Origin of the sequence: Chryseobacterium jejuense, assembly GCF_900100075.1 — a bacterium.
Lineage (GTDB): Bacteria > Bacteroidota > Bacteroidia > Flavobacteriales > Weeksellaceae > Chryseobacterium > Chryseobacterium jejuense.
This window is the reverse complement of record NZ_FNEG01000004.1, coordinates 464,014-481,751: the sequence shown is the minus strand read 5'-3', so window position 1 is coordinate 481,751 and position 17,738 is coordinate 464,014. Positions and strand designations below refer to the sequence as shown.

Sequence of the window (17,738 nt, the reverse complement as noted above, 5' to 3'; positions counted from 1 at the left end):
CATTTTCAAATGGATTAGATTCTTTCTAATTCATCTGCATCAATCGTCGTTTTGAAAGTTCCGTAATTCACAATCACCTTGTTTCTGGAAATTTTCTCAATTGTTCCTACGCTTGTGCTTCCGGTAATTCGGACACGCTGGCCTTCCTTCATCCAGACTGCGCGATCACTTTTACGTTTTTCTTCCAGTTTTTCATTGGTTTCAGCAATTTTCTCAATCACATCTTCCTTTTTAAGCTGTTGCGTAATCTTTCTCTTCACCACCTGCAGACGCTTGGATTCATCCTTGTCAGCACCTATCTTTCTGAACTTTTCCTGTTCAAGAAGTTTCACAAAATCCTTTACAACATCTTTTCTGGACTTTCCTTTCGTATAGCTGTCGATGAAAGTTTCAATCTTATTTCCAAATTGAAGTTTACGATGTTCCTCTTCATACAGTTTCTGAAAATTGAACAATTTCTGCTGAAGCTGTTCATTCAGTTTCTGAAGATTATCACGTTTGTCCTCTACAGATTCTTTTCTTTCTGCAAGATCAGTTTTCAGTTTTTCAACCTCAAATTTTTCCTGTTGCAGCTTTACAATCGTTTTATCAAGATTCACAATATCATGTTCTACCTTTTTCTTAGCAGAATGAATGATGAACCTTGGGATTTTATTCTTTTCAGCAACTTCAAAAGTAAATGAACTTCCTGCCTGCCCAACTTCCAGTTTGTACATTGGTTCCAGCGTTTCTTCGTTGAAAAGCATGGCTGCATTCTGAGCATTCGGAAGCTGTTCTATAACCAGTTTGATATTGGTATAGTGCGTTGTAATGATCGCAAAACTCTTCTTATCATAGAAAAACTCCATGAAACTTTCAGCCAAAGCACCACCTAATTCAGGATCAGAACCCGTTCCGAACTCATCAATCAATAAAAGCGTATCCGAATCAGCCTCACGGATGATTCCTGACATTTTCTTTAACCTTGATGAATACGTGGATAGATGATTTTCAATGGATTGATTGTCACCAATGTCAGTCATGATCTTCTCAAAGAAAAACATTTCAGACTTTGGATGAACAGGAACCAGAATACCACTCTGAATCATCAGTTGCAGCAACCCGACAGTTTTCAGGGTAATGGATTTTCCACCGGCATTAGGCCCGGAAATACAGATAATTCTGTTATGTTCCGTTAAAGCCAGAGTTTGTGGGTGAATGATTTTGTTCTCTACCTTATTTCTTAACCATAATAAAGGATGAAAGGCATCTTTTAACCTCAATGTCTTATGGCGGTTGATTTTAGGAAGAATACCATTGATAAGTTCTGCAAACTTAGCTTTAGCCCTTACCAGATCAAGATCAAAAATATACATTTGATACCTCCAAAGCTGAGGCTGGAATTCTGCAAGCTCTGTGGTAAGCTGTCTTAAGACTTTATCAATCTCTTTTTTCTCTTCCTCTTCACTTTCACGAAGTTTGAAATAATGTTTTACAACACTGTCCGGCTGGATATAGGTGATGGAACCGGTTTTTGAAATTCCCAGGGTTCTTCCCGGAACTCTTTTCTTAAAACCTGATTTTACCGCTAAAACCCTTTGGTCATCAATAATTGTTTCCCGTATATCATCCAAAAAATCACTCTGTCCATAGGTAGTCAGAGCACGGTTGAAGTTTTCCTGAATAGCTTTTTTAGCAAGCTGTATTTCAGTTCTTATCCCTTTCAATCCTGGAGAAGCCTCATTTTTCACTTCACCAAATCGGTTGAATACCTTATCCACCTTATCGATGATCTCTTTTCTGAATTCCAGTACAGAAACCTCTTCCAGTAAAGTAGGAAACGTTTCCGGCATGGTAGGGAAGAACTTCTGCAGTTTTCCGATCTGTTCCGTGATGGTTTTTATTTTGATGAAAGCACTGTTTTCCAGACGGTAATTCTCAATCAGCATCAATTTCAGCTCACTTTCAATATCTTCATATTCATCAAACGGAATCGCATTTGAACTTTCAAAACTAGACAGATATTCTGATGTTTTTTTTAGTGAAAGTTCCGCCTCGTCAATTTCCATCGGACGAAGTTGAAGAATTTTTTCTCTTGTTTTCGGAGAATACGCAAATGGGGAGATTTCCGCGAGCAATTGCGGAAACTCTAATTCGTCTAAATCTTCTTTATCTATATACACAATGCAAATTTAGTGAGAATTTTGATTATTACGTATATTTGAGTGATTTACAAAATAGATTAATGAAAGAATTATTCCCTATTCAATATTTCTTTTCAAAGATTTGATGATAATTTTTAATGAAAATATGAAACTGGAAACTGAAAGATTGGCCTTAAAAGAAATCAATGAAGCTCATATAGAGGATATTCTTCGAATCAGAAGTAATGAGGTTATCAATCAATATGTGAAAAGAAATTCTCCCAAAACCAATTATGATGCGTTGGAATTTATTCTGCATATTAAAAGAAAAACGCAGCATAAAGAAATTGTTTTCTGGGGAATTTCATATAAAGACCGTTCAAATCTTATCGGAACAATATGTCTCTGGAATTTTTCAGAAGATAGAAAGACCGCAGAAGTCGGGTATGAGCTGTTACCGGATTATCATCGAAAAGGGCTCATGTCCGAAGCTCTCCATAGCGTTTTAGAGCATGGGTTTAATCAATTGCAATTACAGAAGATTATTGCTGTTACAAATAAGTTCAACGAAAACTCTAAAATGCTCCTTTTAAAGCAAAATTTTGTTCTTGAAGAAGGTGAAAAAGATGAACATAATCCAGACAATACTATTTTTAGTTTAAATAGAGATTGAGTGGTATCTATTATCTTGTCCCATATCTAACAGAAAGAAAAGTGAAGATATTTAATGGGTAGATTATGCTTTTATTTTAATATTAAGTACTTTTGCAGCATGACCTGGACAGAAATTTTAGCCCCGATAAAAAGTACAGAATATTTTACAACCCTTTGGGAAAAAGTAAAAAATGAATATGCAACCACCAAGGTTTTTCCTCCGAAAAATCAAATTTTCAGAGCGTTGGAAATTACAGCATTTGAAGATGTTGAGGTAGTGATTATTGGTCAGGACCCTTATCATAACGATTATCAGGCTAATGGTTTATGTTTTTCCGTGTCTGAGCAAGTTACAGCACCACCATCCCTTAAGAATATTTTTATCGAGTTAAAAGATGATCTGGGAGTGGTAAGAACCTCTAAAGAATTGGATGATTGGGGAAAGCAAGGTGTTCTTTTATTAAATGCAACCCTTACCGTACGTGCCCATTCACCGAATTCTCACAAAGATCTTGGCTGGGAAACATTCACCAACTACATCATTAAAGAGATCTCAGATAAAAAAGAGAACGTAGTTTTCGTGTTATGGGGAGCTTTTGCACAGAAAAAAGCCGAACTTATTGATCCGGCTAAGCATTTTATATTGAAATCGGCACACCCATCACCATTTTCTGTTTATAGAGGATTTTTCGGAAGTAAGCCCTTCTCAAAAATTAATGAATATCTTATTTCCAAAGGGAAGGAGGCGATTTCTTGGTAGTGTCTGATGAAGGTCTGTTGTTTTTAATACTTACCCCAATTTTATATTTTCCATTTAACTCTTCAGCTCCTCCTGCTTTAGGATATGGAGTGACTTCCTGCAGGGTGATGGTATAGCCGTTGAACTCTGCAGATTGGTGATAGTTTCGATTGGGAAAATCCATACTGGCAAGATTCAAAAGGACAGGGCGGGTAGAAGTCCCCATAACTTCAATTTGAGCAAGAGCAACTCCGGCCCAGATGCAATTTACCCCTTCAGGACATCGGCTGTCTTCAGAAATTCCCTTGAAAGTGATGTTCATTTTATAATCCAGAAGAAACTTATTTTCTCCTTCATTCAGGTAGATGAGATCATTCTTTTGCTCATCAGACTTTGTATTGGTCGTCATTTCAGGAGCTTTTGAATTTGCTTTAACTTTCTTTTGGGCATCACATCCTGTTAATGCGAAAACTCCCAGGCTGAATAAGATGGCTTTATGAAGCATGATTTTTCTTTTTTTTGAGTTAAATAATATCAAACATATTAAGGAATACTACCAAAAACATTGCCACACCCACAACGAAACTGAAGCCGGTACCATAAATAAATCCAATGAGAGCACCTTTAGTGGACTGCAACGCTTTGTTCATGTCTTTGCTGTCGTGAAGCATTTCACCAATAAAAACCCCTGCAAACATTCCGATAAGGAAGCCTAACGGGATTGGAATGAAAATCCCGACAATAGTTCCTACTACAGAACCAATACTTCCCCAGCGGGTTCCGCCGTATTTCCTGTTGGTTCGTGCAGGAATTACATAACTTAAAATAACAGAAGCTGCCGTGAGAATTCCAAAAGCCCAGATATAAATCATCGGAAGATCAGCATCGGTCCCGAATTTATAGATCAGCAATCCGCAGATGCTTAACAAAAGTCCGGGTAATACAGGAAGGAAGGTGCCTAGTATCCCTACAAACAATAAAATAAGACAGAGAATATTAATAACAGTTGTGTCCATTCTTTAAAATATAAACGAATATATGAAACCTTAGTGATTCAACAAATAGGGCGGATTATGAAAATACAGGAGATTTTTAAATGATTTAATGCAAATTTATAACGCGCTTTAAATTTTGGGATGAAAATTGATTGTGAATAGTAACATCATCATCCTTAATTTTATAAATTTGCTGTAATGAAAGACGAAATACAAGATACTAGAGATTTTTTACAGAATATCAGCGATCAGATTCATTATTTTGTGAGGGATCATGTGTATTCTGAGCTGGCACTTCCCATTCAGATTATGCTGAAATTTATATTTCTGGCAGGGATGATTTATATTTTGGATTTTGTTTTTAAATTTATTGTCAATACTATTTTCAAATTCTTTTTTGATAAAGAAAAATTTCCTGTTTTAAAGTCAATCTATGATTCAAGAATTACTAATTCTGTGGTTCATTTAGGAGCATTGAATTTTGCCGGATATGCATTGTTTTCTGTTTTCTACAGACATCCGAAAAGCTTTGCATTGCTGGAAATAATTGTGGGAGTAGCAACTATTTTTGTTATAGCAGGGTTATTATTTAGAGCATTAACAGCTTTTAGAAATTATTTTGTGATTAAGCAGGATTACTACAAAATTATGACGCTTAATGCTATTTCAGAAAGTGTAAAAATATTTGGAATCTTTGTACTTTCTGTAATAGGTATCTGCTTGATTTTTGGAATTAAAGGAGGAACAATTTTAGGAAGTCTTGGGGCAATAACGGCAGTTTTAGTACTTGTTTTCAGAGACACTATTCTGGGATTTGTTACCGGGATTCACGTAGCTACTTCCAAGAATTTAAAAGTAGGCGATTGGATCAGTATTCCCAAATACAGTATAGAAGGAAATATTACAGAAATAAGCCTTCTGACTACAAAAATCACCAATTTTGATAAAACTATTTCTACTATTCCTACCTATGATTTTCTGACTACGGAGATCAAAAACATGCAGGTAATGTCCGAGTCCAATAATAGAAGAATTAAGAAATCTATTTATTTTAATATCAATTCTTTTAAGTTTCTTACGGATGAAGATATTGAGCGTTTAAAAGAAATTAACCTTATTGCAGATTATCTCGAACAGAAAAGAGTGGAAATCAGAAATGAAAAAGAGAGCCTGAGCAATAATGATAAGACGATTAACGGAAGGCAGTTAACCAATATTGGGGTCTTCAGATATTATGCACAGAGATATATAGAAAATGATCCTGATGTGGAGAAAAATGCAACAAGAATGGTTCGGCAGCTGGAAATTACCCCACAAGGACTTCCGCTTGAGGTCTATTGTTTCGCAAATGATTCCAAATGGGAACATTTTGAGCAGATTCAGGCTGATATTTTCGATCATTTACTGGTAGCATCCAAAGAGTTTGAGCTTCAGGTGATGCAGGTAAGTGTTAAAGTATAAAAAGAGGTTAGGTCTCTAAAAAATAAATTCAACTTAAGTGATAATGGAGTTAGAACGTCAAAAAGAAGTAGTAGTCTGGATAAACTTCCAGCTTCTGCCTTCCATCTTCTAGCTTCTGTTATCTAACATCTAAATAAAAAAATGACAAAACTAAGCGTAAACATCAATAAGATTGCGACATTAAGAAATGCAAGAGGAGGTGAAACACCAAGTGTGACAGAGGCTGCTATAAAAATTCAGGAATTCGGAGGTCAGGGAATTACAATTCACCCAAGACCGGATGAGAGACATATTACAAGAAAAGATGTCTATGATCTGAAGCCATTGGTGACGACTGAGTTTAATATTGAAGGAAATCCACATCAGTCTTTTATTGATATGGTATTGGATGTGAAACCTGAACAGGTAACTCTGGTTCCGGATGCAGATGATGCTATTACTTCCAATGCAGGTTGGGATACTAAAAAACACCTGGATTATCTTACAGAAATTATTGCAGAATTTAAAAATGCAGGTATCCGTACCTCTATTTTTCTTGATCCTTTACCTGAGTTGGTAGAATATGCGGCAAAGACAGGTGCAGACAGAATTGAACTGTATACGGAAGCTTATGCAAAAAACTATCTGTCTAATAAAGAACAGGCGATCAAGCCTTATTATGATACTGCTGTAGTGGCCAATGAATTCGGATTGGGAATTAATGCAGGACATGATTTGAGCCTTGAAAATCTGAAATATTTCGCTGATACTATTCCTAATCTTTTAGAAGTGTCCATCGGACATGCTTTGGTTTCTGAAGCGTTATATATGGGCTTGGAAAATACAGTTCAATCTTATTTGAAGAGATTAGCAAAATGGTAAAATAGAGGTCAGATGTGTGACTCAGACCTTGTTGTAAAAGTCTTGTCAATATCTTCTGAAATCTGTGTTTCAAATCTGTTATTTAAAAAAATATGGAAATCTTAAACTCAAAAATATTTGGCGAAGGTTCAACCGCTACGCCGCTTTTAGTATTCCACGGATTGTTTGGAATGCTTGATAACTGGGGAAGCTTCGGGAAAGATCTTGGAGAATATCTTCCGGTGCATCTTATTGACCTTAGAAATCACGGAAGAAGTTTTCATTCCGATGATATGTCTCACGATGATCTTGCTGATGACATTGCTCATTATATGGAGTATTATGGCATTCAGAAAGCTCATGTTTTAGGACATTCTTTAGGTGGAAAAGCTGTGATGCAGTTTGCTTTAAAATATCCTGAAAGGGTAGAGAAACTGATCGTGGTAGATATTTCACCAAAAGCCTATCCGCCACACCATCAGGGAATCATCAAGGCCCTTGAAACGGTAGATTTTAATACAGTAGGTTCAAGAAATGATGTGGAAGCTGTTTTGAGTCAGTATATTCCGGAAAAATCAACGATACAGTTTTTAACAAAGAATCTATATTGGGACGATAATAAAAAACTGAATTGGAGATTTAACCTGAAAACACTCTCTGAAAAGTATAATGAATTTGTATCCAATGCTGTGAAATTTGGTGTTTTTGAAGGAGAAACCTTGTTCATCGCTGGAGAAAAGTCCAATTATATTTTGCCACAGGATGAATACGGAATCAAACAGCAATTTCCAAAAGCGAAGATTGTAACCGTTAGAAATGCAGGACACTGGGTTCAGGCTGAAAATCCTGTTGATTTTGCTGTTGTTGTTAAACAATTTCTTGGTTTAAATTAATAATATACTTTATATTTCGATAATATGTTAAAATTATCTTAAAGTATTAATTTATTTCTCCATAAGTTGAAAATTATGTATATTCGATTATCAAATAAACAAACATATTAACTTATGGAAAACAAAAATTCAAAAAAGAAACCGTTTTTCGCAACATTTCTTGAGAAACAACTTAAAGATCCGGAAACAGTAAAAGGAGGTGCAGATATTACAATTCCTGAGAGGGATACGATTACAAAACCTACTTTAGATGGCGTAACATCTAAGTTAACGGATATGGATCATACTATGAAATATCCTTCTGACGGGGATGATGATACTGCTGAACTATAAAATGATTATTTTACAGTAACATATTAACAAAATTGTAACAAAGGGGGAAACTTAACATGTTAAGTTTCCCTTTTTAATAAAGTCGGCAAATGATTCTCTGTATTACCCACTCACAGGATTTTTATACTATTGATCGTTTCTTTCAACACCTTTCTTCTAAAAATATTCCCTACTTCAGACTGAATTCTGACAAGTTAAATCATCTTCAGAAAATCAGCATCAGCGAGGACTCATTTGAGATTACTGATGGAGATGGAAATTCCATCCATTCCAATAATATTACAGGAGTCTGGCATAGAAAAGCATGGCGGATGAGTGTTCCCGAAGAGCTGGATCAGGAATATGAAAAAATATTTCTGAATGAATATGCTCATCTGCGCTACAATCTGTTTACCCAACTACAACACCTCCCATGGATCAATCCTTATGAGACAGAAAAGAAAATGGATGGGAATAAAATGCTTCAGCTAAAAATAGCCCAACAAAATCATCTGATAGTTCCTCCAACGGTTTTTACCAATGATGAAGAGAAAGTAAAAGCTTTTTTTGAACAGCATTGTTCAGGAAAAGCCATTGCAAAACTTCACGGCGTAACCCGGAAAACAATGAGTGGTGAGAATCTGATTTCCACGATGGTGATTGAACAGGAAACATTGGAAAACCTTTCGGATATTATTTATTGTCCTATGATTTTTCAGCCTTATATCGATAAAGAATATGAACTGAGGATTATGTATATAGATGGAGAATTTTATACAGGAAAAATCAATAACAGTGAAAATGCAGATTGGAGGGTAAGTCATCAAGACTATTCCTGGATACCTTATGAATTGCCTGCGGATATCAAAATCAATCTGACTTCAATGATGAAGGAAATGGGGTTGTATACCGGAGCTATTGATATGATTCGGGGAAAAGATGGAAAATATTATTTTCTGGAAGTCAATCCACAAGGAGAATGGGGAATGCTTCAAAAAGAACTGGGATTTCCTATTGCAGAAAGAATTGCCGATAATCTTATTAAAAGAATCAATATTCATGAATAAAATTTTAATTATAACACATACTGCAGATAATTTTTCCATTGAAAAAGTAACGGAATATATTCAGGATAACCATTGTGAGGTTATTCGCTTTGATGTTGATTTATATCCTTTACAGAATAAATTATCAACCGTTTTTCAGGATGGAGAATGGGTTACAATGCTTGAAACACCGGAAAAAAAATACCGATTGGATGATATTTCAGCAGTCTGGTATCGCCGGGCTTACAATATCGGAAAAGGACTGAAGGAGGAAATGGATGCTAAGTTTCTTAGTGCAGCGATGGGAGAGATTCGTAATACATTATTCGGTTTTTTTGAATCTATTGATGCCTACTCATTAGGAAAACCAAGTGTTTACAGAAGGCTCGACAGTAAAGAGGAGCAGCTGAAAATTGCTCAAAAAATTGGACTTTCTATACCAGAAACCTGTCTGACCAATAATCCTGAGGAGGCGAGACAATTCATTTTAAAACATCAAAATGTTGTGGCCAAGATGCAAACCGGATTTGCTATCTACGAAGATGGTGTGGAAAGTGTGGTATTTACCAATGTGGTGAGTGAAGATAAATTGGAAGAGCTGGATTCATTGCTGTATTGCCCGATGCAGTTTCAGAAAATGATTCAAAAGAAAAAAGAACTGCGGGTGACTATCGTGGGGAGAGATATTTATGCCTTTGAGGTAGATTCTCAACAGTTTGAAGATGCTAAAGTAGACTGGAGAAAAGATGGGGTTAATCTGCTTGATAAATGGGTACAGACCGAATTACCGGCAGATGTTGAAGAAAAGCTTTTGGAACTTTTGGATATTTATAACGTAGACTATGGAGCAATAGATATTATTGTTTCTCCTGAGGATGAATATTACTTCATCGAAATTAATGCCGCCGGAGAATTCTTCTGGCTGGATAAGCTAACGGAAGGAAACCTTATCTCTAAGAGTATTGCAGATGTTCTCTGTGATAAAGCTCCGAGAAGAGATAATGTTGTGATGGTATAAATGATTAACTTTTTATATAGTAGCCTTGGAAGTTTTAATACTTTCAGGGCTTTTGTATGTAATGGATAATTGTTTAAACCACCCTGGCAAAAATTCTTTGAATTGTTTTCACACTTTCAACAGAATATTTGTTTGTAGGTATCATATTAATGAAAATCGGAGGTTTTCATAAGCTTAAGTATTCTTATTATTCACAAAGCAGATAACTTAAAAAACTTTTATGTTCAAGAAACTTTTGTGTCTTTGTGGTTAAAATAAAAGTATTCTGTATTTAAATTTCATATTTTCTGATTTCCAGAATGATAATATTGGTTAAATAAAGTTGAATTTTGCTTTAAAAATCGCAAATTTGCAAAAGCAGTTTTTTAGGTAACTTTTGCAGGAACCTGAAGAATTGCCGGATAGAAAATATTGTCATATTTTAGTCAGCAATCAAGCAACATAATTAATGGTTTTTGTAACGGGTGCAACCGGAATTCTGGGAAGAATAATCGTGCTGGAACTTCTTAAAAGAGGTAAAAATGTACGTGCTTCCAAAAGATCAGGCAGCAATTTAAACGAAGTAAGGCATTCATACAGCTTTTATACGGAGAATCCTGATGATTTTTTTAATAAGATCGAATGGGTTAATGTAGATTTTGATGATATTGATTCCTTAAAAGATGCATTGAAAGGGGTAGATGAGGTCTACCACTGTGCCGCAAAAGTAAGTTTTCATTCCAAAGATGAAAAAGAAATGTACCGTACCAATATTAAAGGTACAGAAAACCTATTGTATGCCTGCGAAGGATCCGATGTTAAAAAATTTCTGCATGTAAGCTCTGTAGCCGTTTTAGATAATTACAATGAAAAAGGAGAGCTGGATGAAGATTCAGATTTTAATCCGAAATTGGAGCATTCTGCGTATGCTATATCCAAACATTTATCTGAAATGGAAGCCTGGAGAGCTTCTGCTGAAGGAATGAATGTAGTAATCATCAATCCCGGAATGATTGTAGGCAGCGGAAACTGGACGCAAAGCAGCGGTGAGCTTTTTTCAACCTTTGAAGACAACAGCTTTACTTTTGCAGGCGGGTCTGCTTATGTGGATGTGAGAGATGTTGCTAAAACGGCCATTGAACTGATGGACAATAATATTTTTGGAGAACGTTTTATCATCGTTTCCGAAAATAACAGATATGCCGATCTGGCCAAACAGATCAGAACCCGATTAGGGCTTAAAGAGGCAAGAATACTTTCAAGATCTGTATTAAATATAGGAAAATTAGCCAATACCCTTTTCGGATGGCTAATTCCCAAACTGAAAATGGCTACAGAATCCAATATTGAAGCAATCACTTCATTCAACACCATTTCCAATCACAAAGTCACGGAAAAATTGAATTATCAGTTTATTCCTATTCAAGAAAGCATAGACTTTCACCTGAACAATTATATTAACGACAAAAAGCTGAAGAAATGAATCTTGCAGAGGCAATAATCCTTAAAAATGTAGAAAAACATCCTTTAAAAGCGGCCATCGGTTTTAAAAAGAAAGAAGAAGCCTGGAAAGAGCTGAGCTGGAAGAAATTCAGTGAAATTATTTTTAAAACAGCCAATGCGTTAAAAGAATCAGGAGTTCAGGAAAATGATAAAGTGGCTATTTACTCAGACAATTCATCTGAGTGGATGATTGTAGATTTAGCTGCAATGGCCATGGGGGCAGTTACCGTTCCTATTTATTCTACCAATAATGCTGAGCAGGCAGAATATATCATTAAAGATTCCGGAGCTAAAGTAATTTTGGTAGGTAACCAAATGCAGTATGACGCTTGTCTGGAGCTTTTACATAAAGAAGATAACCTTCTTGAAACCATTATTGTTTCTAAAAAAGCAGTGTGGATTAAGAAAGAATTCAACAGCTTTTATCTTGAAGACTTTATTTCAAAAGCTTCCTCAGAGCTGGAGATCTGCAAAAAAGAAAATGACGATACAGCTACGCTGATCTATACTTCCGGAACTACAGGAACACCGAAAGGAGTTATGTTAACTCACGGGAATTTCATCAAAGCATTCGACTCCCATTTTGAATTTTTTAAATTTAAAAATTTTGAAGAAGAGCTTTCTCTCGCATTTCTACCCTTAAGCCACGTTTTTGAAAGAAGCTGGAGCTTATTATGCCTGTACGGTGGAGCAAGAGTCTATTTCCTTGAAGATCCGAAAAACGTAGCCAAAGCATTGGAAGAAGTAAAGCCTACTGCCATGTGTGCAGTGCCGAGATTCTTCCAAAAAGTATATGCAGGAGTTCTTGAAAAGGCTGAAGAAGGTTCACCATTGAAGAAAAAGATCTTTAACTGGGCTTTGAAAACAGGATGGGAAACCGCCGAATTAAGAAGAAATGAAAGATCTGTTCCTTTTGGCTTAAAATTAAAAGAATCCGTTGCAGATATGTTGGTCTTCAGTAAGATCAAGAATAAAATGGGTGGAAGATTATGGTTTTTACCTTGTGGTGGGGCTTCATTATCACCTGAAGTAACCAGATTCTTTGAATCCGTTGGTATTCATGTTACGGTTGGATATGGCTTAACCGAAACAACCGCTACTTTAACGCTTTTCCCTTTAACTCATTTTGAACATGCTACGAGCGGAAAACCGTTACCTGGAGTAGAAATCCGTATCGGAGAAAGTGATGAGATCCAAGCCAGAGGAAATGGAATCATGAAAGGGTATTATAACAGACCTGAAGAAACCCAGAAAGTATTTACAGAAGACGGCTGGTTTAAAACCGGTGATGCCGGTAAATTAGATGATAAAGGCAATCTGATTATTACGGACAGGCTTAAGGATCTGATGAAAACTTCCAACGGGAAATATATTGCACCACAACAGATTGAAAATCTTCTGACCAATAATAATTTTATTCAGCAGATTATGCTGGTGGCAGAAGGAAGACAGTTTGTATCTGCTTTAATCGTTCCGAACTTTGAGTTCTTACAGGACTATATTAAAAAGAATAATATTCCATTCACCAATTGGGAAGAAGTGGTGAAAAATGAAAAGATAATCAACCTTTATAAAGAGAAAATCAAAGAACTGCAAAGTCAGCTTGCTGATTATGAGAAAGTGAAAAAATTCACCTTAATGCCAGCAGAATTTGACATCAATACAGGGGAAATTACTCCAACATTGAAAGTAAAAAGAAATGTGGTTCTTAAAAAATATGCAGATATTATAGAGAAGATGTATTAATCGTCTTGTAAATCACTTAAATAGACTATGACAACACAATTTATAGGAAAAGAAAATTTCACTATTCATACACAAACGGTTTCAGAGAGCTGTCCATCTAATATTGCTTTGATTAAATATTGGGGGAAATATGACCATCAGATTCCTGCCAATCCAAGTATCAGTTATACCTTAAATCATTGTAAAACCAATACTACCATGGAATTTTTGGCTGATGAGCTTTTTTCTGTACAAACCTTTTTGTCAGGAAATGAAGAGGTGAAGTTTGCTGAAAAGATTGAAAAATACTTCAAAAATATTGAACAATATCTTCCATGGATCTTAAAAGGGAAATATATCATCAGAACAGAAAATACATTCCCTCACAGTTCAGGAATTGCGAGTTCTGCATCAGGATTCGGAGCTATTGCTAAATGCCTGATGGCGTTGGATGAAACATTTACAGGAAAAACTTCAGAAGAAGAATCCCTAAGAAAAGCTTCGTTTTTAGCCAGATTAGGAAGCGGAAGTGCATGCAGAAGCTTGTACAACGGATTGATCGTATGGGGAGAAACACAAGAAGTTGAGGGAAGTTCAGATCTATTTGCTGTAGCATATCCAGAGACTGAAATTCATGAAGTATTCAAAAACTTCAATGATTGGGTTTTATTGATCCATGAAGGACAGAAAAGCGTTTCTTCAACAGTAGGGCACGGTTTAATGAATACCAACCCATATGCAGAAAGAAGATTTCAGGAAGCAAGGGAAAACTTTGTTCCAATGAAGGAAATTCTGAAAAGCGGGGATATGGAAAGTTTCATCAAGTTGGTAGAGCACGAAGCGCTTACCCTTCACGCAATGATGATGATGAGTGATCCGGCTTTTATCCTGATGAAGACAGGAACTTTAGAAGTTATCAATAAAATTTGGGATTTCAGAAGAGAAACAGGGCTTCCGTTATTCTTCACTCTGGATGCAGGTGCCAATGTACACCTTTTATTCCCAAGTGATGCTTCAGAAGGGCAAATCAAAACATTTATCGAAGCAGAATTGCTACAACATACGCAGAAGAATGGAGTAGTGAAGGATGTGATGAGGTTTTAAAAGATAATAAAAAAGTGGGTTTTTAACCCACTTTTTTATGTTTAATCTTCAGTAACTACTGCTTCCCGGTTGCCGTCTTCCTGTTTTCCTTCTTCTATCATAATTTCTGCTTCAGCTTTTTCTTCTGAAGTTGCCGTTTCTATGAGTTCTTCCTGCTGATTATTATGATGGTCTATGAAAAACTCACAATATACAGGAAGGTGATCTGAACCAAAATTTTCCAGTGTCTTCAGTTGTTTGATAAAAATATCTTCGCTGTGAAACATCAAATCAATCGGAAACCTTAAAAAGCGATACTTCGCATGAAAAGTAGAAACAAAAGAATGTCCTACTCTAGGATCTATAAGATGACTTGTTTTTCTAAAAAGTACAGATGACCTTGACCAGGCAACGTTATTGAAGTCTCCCACTACAATAACCGGTTTTTTGATATCTTTTACCCGCTTGGCAGTACTTAGAAGATCACCGTCTCTTTCCCTGGAGGTTTCTTCCTCTGTAGGGCTTGGCGGTGGCGGATGAACACCAAAGAAAACAAAGGAAAAACCATCTGTTGTTTCCATGTGTATTTCAATGCTCGGAATATCGTCTGCTACAAAATAATGGGTTCTTGTTTCCTTAATTTCAATCCTGGAATAGAAATGCATTCCATACGTATTTTCAAGGGTTACTTTGTGCTGGTAGGGATATTCCTTTTCCAGGTTTCTCATTGCTTTTTCCCAATCGCTGTTACTCTCCATCGTCATAAAGAAATCAGGCTCATATTTTTCAATAAGCTTATAAAACCTTCCATATTCCTTATTGAACTGGTAAACATTGGCTGATACAAAATGAAGTTTTCCAGAGGATTTGCGGCGGTGTTTATGTTTTTTTACAGGGTAAAGGCGTGTATATCTGATGAGGGTTTGGCTGTGATAAACAAACAAAACAAGTAGCAAACCCTGGGAATACCACAAATAATCTGTAGAATCAATTATAAATCCTAACAGAAAAGTAAAAAAAATAAGATAAGTGATCTGTATTTTAGCAAATTCAGGAACCCGGAATATCCAGTGAGAATGCTGAATTTTAGGCTGTATAGTTAAGACCAGTAAAAGTACGGTCAGAATCATATAAATAATCAACATATGAAAATTCTTTGGCTGAAATAATTTTTGTTACAATTTAAGAAAAATGAAATTTAAAATCTTATAATCAATTTAAAATTTATTTTACCTATTTTTAGTTAAATTTATCCCTTAATGAATACCATAACAGCAATACTTGTCTTATGCAGTAGTTTTTGTTTCGCACAGCAGAATCAGGACATTGAAAAACCTATCCGAAACCTGTTTCTCGGAATGAAAAACGCTGATCCCGAACTTGTAAAAACTGCTTTTGCAGAAAATGCCGTTCTACAGACGATTACAAAAGACGGTACTGTGAAAAGTGATAATATACAGGAGTTTATAGGAACTGTTTCTAAGTTTACAAAAGGTGATCTGGATGAAAGAATTGTAGTTGAAGCTATTCATACAGATGGAAATCTGGCAAGCGTATTTACACCTTATAGTTTTTATCTGAAAGGAAAATTATCCCATTGTGGAGCCAATAGCTTTCAACTGGTGAAACAGAATAACGAATGGAAGATTCAGTATATTATTGATACCCGAAGAAAAGAAAACTGTAAGGAAATAAAATAATAAAAATATTTAAGAAGAAAATGAAAATCCATCATATTGCCATCATTGGCTCAAACTACGAAGTATCAAAGAAATTCTATACAGAAATTTTAGGATTACAGATTGTTCGTGAAGTCTATCGTGAAGAAAGGAAGTCTTATAAACTTGATCTGGCTATAGGAGAACATTATGTAATTGAACTATTCTCTTTTCCGGATCCGCCTGCACGTCCATCCCGTCCTGAAGCTTGTGGATTAAGACATCTTGCTTTTTCAGTAGAAAATGTAACGGAAAAACGAGATGAATTAATAGGGAAGGGGTTGAATTGTGAAGAGATCCGCATCGATGAATTCACCGGGAAAGAATTTTTCTTTACCCAGGATCCGGATCAGTTGCCGTTGGAGTTTTATGAAATGTAATTAGTGCGCGTAACCAGCAAAGAAACTCACGGCCATAATTGCTAAAACCACTGAAGAAATGAATACATATATGTAATCTTTTTCTTTTAAATAGCCTATTAAAGCGAAGACAATTCTCATCAGGGGAGTAACGATCAGTATAAGAATTCCAAGCTGAATAATAGCCATTCCTTCTCCTTTACAAAGAGAATCCCAAAAGTGGCTCCATACCTTCTCAGAAGAGTTTCCTACAACAAGACTCGTGTACTTTTTAGGCATTTCAAAACCTTCGGTAAACAGTTTGATGAAACCGATTAGTGAAGTAGCCACAGACAGAATAACGCCCAGTCTCAGAAGGTTTCCTACGGAGCGGTTCAGATCTACATCTGTAAAATTCTTTTTCATTATCTGAAGCTTTTGTTGATACCGTTATACATCATATATACAGACAGGATTGTAATTACAATGGCAAAAAATACTTTTAGCTTTTTGGTTTTAGATACCATTAAAGTTTTAGAACCAATAAAGCTTCCAATTACCACTCCAATCAGTACAGGAGCTGCAATTACCGGAATGATTTCACCTCTCTGGAAATAAATCAATGCACTGGCAACTGCTGTTACCCCAATCATAAAATTACTGGTGGTTGTAGAAACTTTGAATGGCAGTTTCATCATATTGTCCATAGCCAATACTTTCAACGCTCCGGAACCAATTCCTAAAAGTCCGGACATTGCTCCTGCAAACATCATCATTAAGAACCCAGGAACTGTATTTCTTGCAGAATAGCTTTTTAGAATTCCTTTATCAGGAAAAGTTCCGTAAAGTTTTAGTTTTTCTTCCAGACTGCCATGAATTAAAGGTTCCTGATGATCAGGTTTTCCTTTTAAATTTAAAACAACCGTTAAAAGAAGGATACTTGCGAAAATAATTCCGATGGTATTCGGGTTCAGCATTCCTGAAACTAAAGCTCCCACAATGGCTCCGGCCGTAGTGGCTATTTCAAGGAACATTCCGATTCTCATATTGGTAAATCCTTCTTTTACAAAAGCTACCGCAGCACCGGAAGAAGTTCCGATGACCGAAATAAGAGAAGCACCGATAGCATAATGCATTGGAACGCCGAACCCCAGCGTTAATAAAGGAATGATGATAACTCCTCCTCCAAGCCCTGTCAATGAGCCTAAAAGGCCCGCGGAAATAGCGCCAAAGAAGAGTATGATGATTTCTGACATACTACAATTAATATTACAAATATAAAATTATTGTAGTAGTCTGCCAAACATTTGA

19 protein-coding genes are annotated in these 17,738 nt (G+C 36.0%); 13 read left to right on the top strand and 6 right to left on the bottom strand.

Translation table 11 applies throughout. From position 1 onward, the window contains the following. Positions 1-14: 14 nt before the first annotated feature. On the bottom strand, positions 15-2,162 hold the full coding sequence (locus BLS98_RS14445) for an endonuclease MutS2 (protein WP_089737201.1): 2,148 nt from the start codon (positions 2,160-2,162) through the stop codon (positions 15-17). Positions 2,163-2,289: 127 nt separating this feature from the next. Here BLS98_RS14445 and BLS98_RS14440 point away from each other — a divergent pair, with 127 nt between their 5' ends. After that, positions 2,290-2,796: a GNAT family N-acetyltransferase gene (locus BLS98_RS14440; protein WP_089737348.1), complete on the top strand. Its 507-nt coding sequence runs from the start codon at positions 2,290-2,292 to the stop codon at positions 2,794-2,796. 99 nt (positions 2,797-2,895) lie between these two features. Next, positions 2,896-3,537 (top strand): uracil-DNA glycosylase, encoded by a 642-nt coding sequence (locus BLS98_RS14435; protein ID WP_045499653.1) that lies wholly within the window; start codon positions 2,896-2,898, stop codon positions 3,535-3,537. Here BLS98_RS14435 and BLS98_RS14430 read toward each other — a convergent pair. Together BLS98_RS14430 and BLS98_RS14425 are read right to left on the bottom strand one after the other, a co-directional pair. After that, positions 3,503-4,021 carry a hypothetical protein gene (locus BLS98_RS14430; RefSeq protein WP_089737347.1) on the bottom strand — a complete coding sequence of 173 codons (519 nt, stop codon included), beginning with the start codon at positions 4,019-4,021 and terminating at the stop codon, positions 3,503-3,505. The genes BLS98_RS14435 and BLS98_RS14430 overlap by 35 nt on opposite strands. 19 nt (positions 4,022-4,040) lie before the next feature. Then, entirely contained in the window at positions 4,041-4,532 is a 492-nt protein-coding gene (locus BLS98_RS14425) for a DUF456 domain-containing protein (RefSeq protein ID WP_089737200.1), read from the bottom strand. Between the two features lie 177 nt (positions 4,533-4,709). Here BLS98_RS14425 and BLS98_RS14420 point away from each other — a divergent pair, with 177 nt between their 5' ends. From BLS98_RS14420 to BLS98_RS14380, 9 genes are all read left to right on the top strand, one after another. Then, positions 4,710-5,972, top strand: a complete 1,263-nt coding sequence (locus tag BLS98_RS14420) for a mechanosensitive ion channel family protein (protein ID WP_089737199.1) — start codon at positions 4,710-4,712, stop codon at positions 5,970-5,972. 141 nt (positions 5,973-6,113) lie between these two features. Continuing rightward, positions 6,114-6,833: a pyridoxine 5'-phosphate synthase gene (locus tag BLS98_RS14415; RefSeq protein WP_089737198.1), complete on the top strand. Its 720-nt coding sequence runs from the start codon at positions 6,114-6,116 to the stop codon at positions 6,831-6,833. Between the two features lie 92 nt (positions 6,834-6,925). Further along, positions 6,926-7,705 carry an alpha/beta fold hydrolase gene (locus tag BLS98_RS14410; RefSeq protein WP_089737197.1) on the top strand — a complete coding sequence of 260 codons (780 nt, stop codon included), beginning with the start codon at positions 6,926-6,928 and terminating at the stop codon, positions 7,703-7,705. Positions 7,706-7,819: 114 nt separating this feature from the next. After that, positions 7,820-8,038: a microviridin/marinostatin family tricyclic proteinase inhibitor gene (locus BLS98_RS14405; protein WP_089737196.1), complete on the top strand. Its 219-nt coding sequence runs from the start codon at positions 7,820-7,822 to the stop codon at positions 8,036-8,038. A gap of 89 nt (positions 8,039-8,127) precedes the next feature. Then, complete coding sequence (locus BLS98_RS14400; protein WP_089737195.1) at positions 8,128-9,084, top strand: MvdC/MvdD family ATP grasp protein; 957 nt, start codon at positions 8,128-8,130, stop codon at positions 9,082-9,084. Continuing rightward, positions 9,077-10,081, top strand: a complete 1,005-nt coding sequence (locus BLS98_RS14395) for an MvdD family ATP-grasp ribosomal peptide maturase (RefSeq protein ID WP_089737194.1) — start codon at positions 9,077-9,079, stop codon at positions 10,079-10,081. Before BLS98_RS14400 ends, BLS98_RS14395 begins: the two co-directional genes overlap by 8 nt. A 448-nt stretch (positions 10,082-10,529) precedes the next feature. Next, a complete protein-coding gene (locus BLS98_RS14390; protein ID WP_089737193.1) occupies positions 10,530-11,543 on the top strand; it encodes an NAD-dependent epimerase/dehydratase family protein in 1,014 nt (337 codons plus the stop codon). Then, the gene (locus tag BLS98_RS14385; protein WP_089737192.1) at positions 11,540-13,309 is read left to right on the top strand and encodes an AMP-dependent synthetase/ligase; all 1,770 of its coding nucleotides are present in this window, start codon (positions 11,540-11,542) and stop codon (positions 13,307-13,309) included. Before BLS98_RS14390 ends, BLS98_RS14385 begins: the two co-directional genes overlap by 4 nt. Positions 13,310-13,336: 27 nt before the next feature. Further along, on the top strand, positions 13,337-14,392 hold the full coding sequence (locus BLS98_RS14380) for a diphosphomevalonate decarboxylase (RefSeq protein ID WP_089737191.1): 1,056 nt from the start codon (positions 13,337-13,339) through the stop codon (positions 14,390-14,392). A gap of 41 nt (positions 14,393-14,433) precedes the next feature. Here the strand turns inward: BLS98_RS14380 and BLS98_RS14375 are convergent, their stop codons facing one another. Further along, positions 14,434-15,516: an endonuclease/exonuclease/phosphatase family protein gene (locus BLS98_RS14375; RefSeq protein ID WP_089737190.1), complete on the bottom strand. Its 1,083-nt coding sequence runs from the start codon at positions 15,514-15,516 to the stop codon at positions 14,434-14,436. Positions 15,517-15,630: 114 nt separating this feature from the next. Here BLS98_RS14375 and BLS98_RS14370 point away from each other — a divergent pair, with 114 nt between their 5' ends. Then, positions 15,631-16,071, top strand: a complete 441-nt coding sequence (locus BLS98_RS14370; protein ID WP_089737189.1) for a nuclear transport factor 2 family protein — start codon at positions 15,631-15,633, stop codon at positions 16,069-16,071. Positions 16,072-16,091: 20 nt separating this feature from the next. Beyond that, on the top strand, positions 16,092-16,469 hold the full coding sequence (gene gloA2 / locus BLS98_RS14365; RefSeq protein WP_089737188.1) for an SMU1112c/YaeR family gloxylase I-like metalloprotein: 378 nt from the start codon (positions 16,092-16,094) through the stop codon (positions 16,467-16,469). Here gloA2 and BLS98_RS14360 read toward each other — a convergent pair whose 3' ends face one another. Together BLS98_RS14360 and BLS98_RS14355 are read right to left on the bottom strand one after the other, a co-directional pair. Beyond that, positions 16,470-16,853, bottom strand: coding sequence for a DUF1634 domain-containing protein (locus tag BLS98_RS14360; protein WP_045499602.1), 384 nt, complete (start codon positions 16,851-16,853; stop codon positions 16,470-16,472). Next, positions 16,853-17,683 (bottom strand): sulfite exporter TauE/SafE family protein, encoded by an 831-nt coding sequence (locus tag BLS98_RS14355; protein WP_068944152.1) that lies wholly within the window; start codon positions 17,681-17,683, stop codon positions 16,853-16,855. The genes BLS98_RS14360 and BLS98_RS14355 overlap by 1 nt, the downstream gene beginning before the upstream one ends. Positions 17,684-17,738 lie beyond the last annotated feature (55 nt).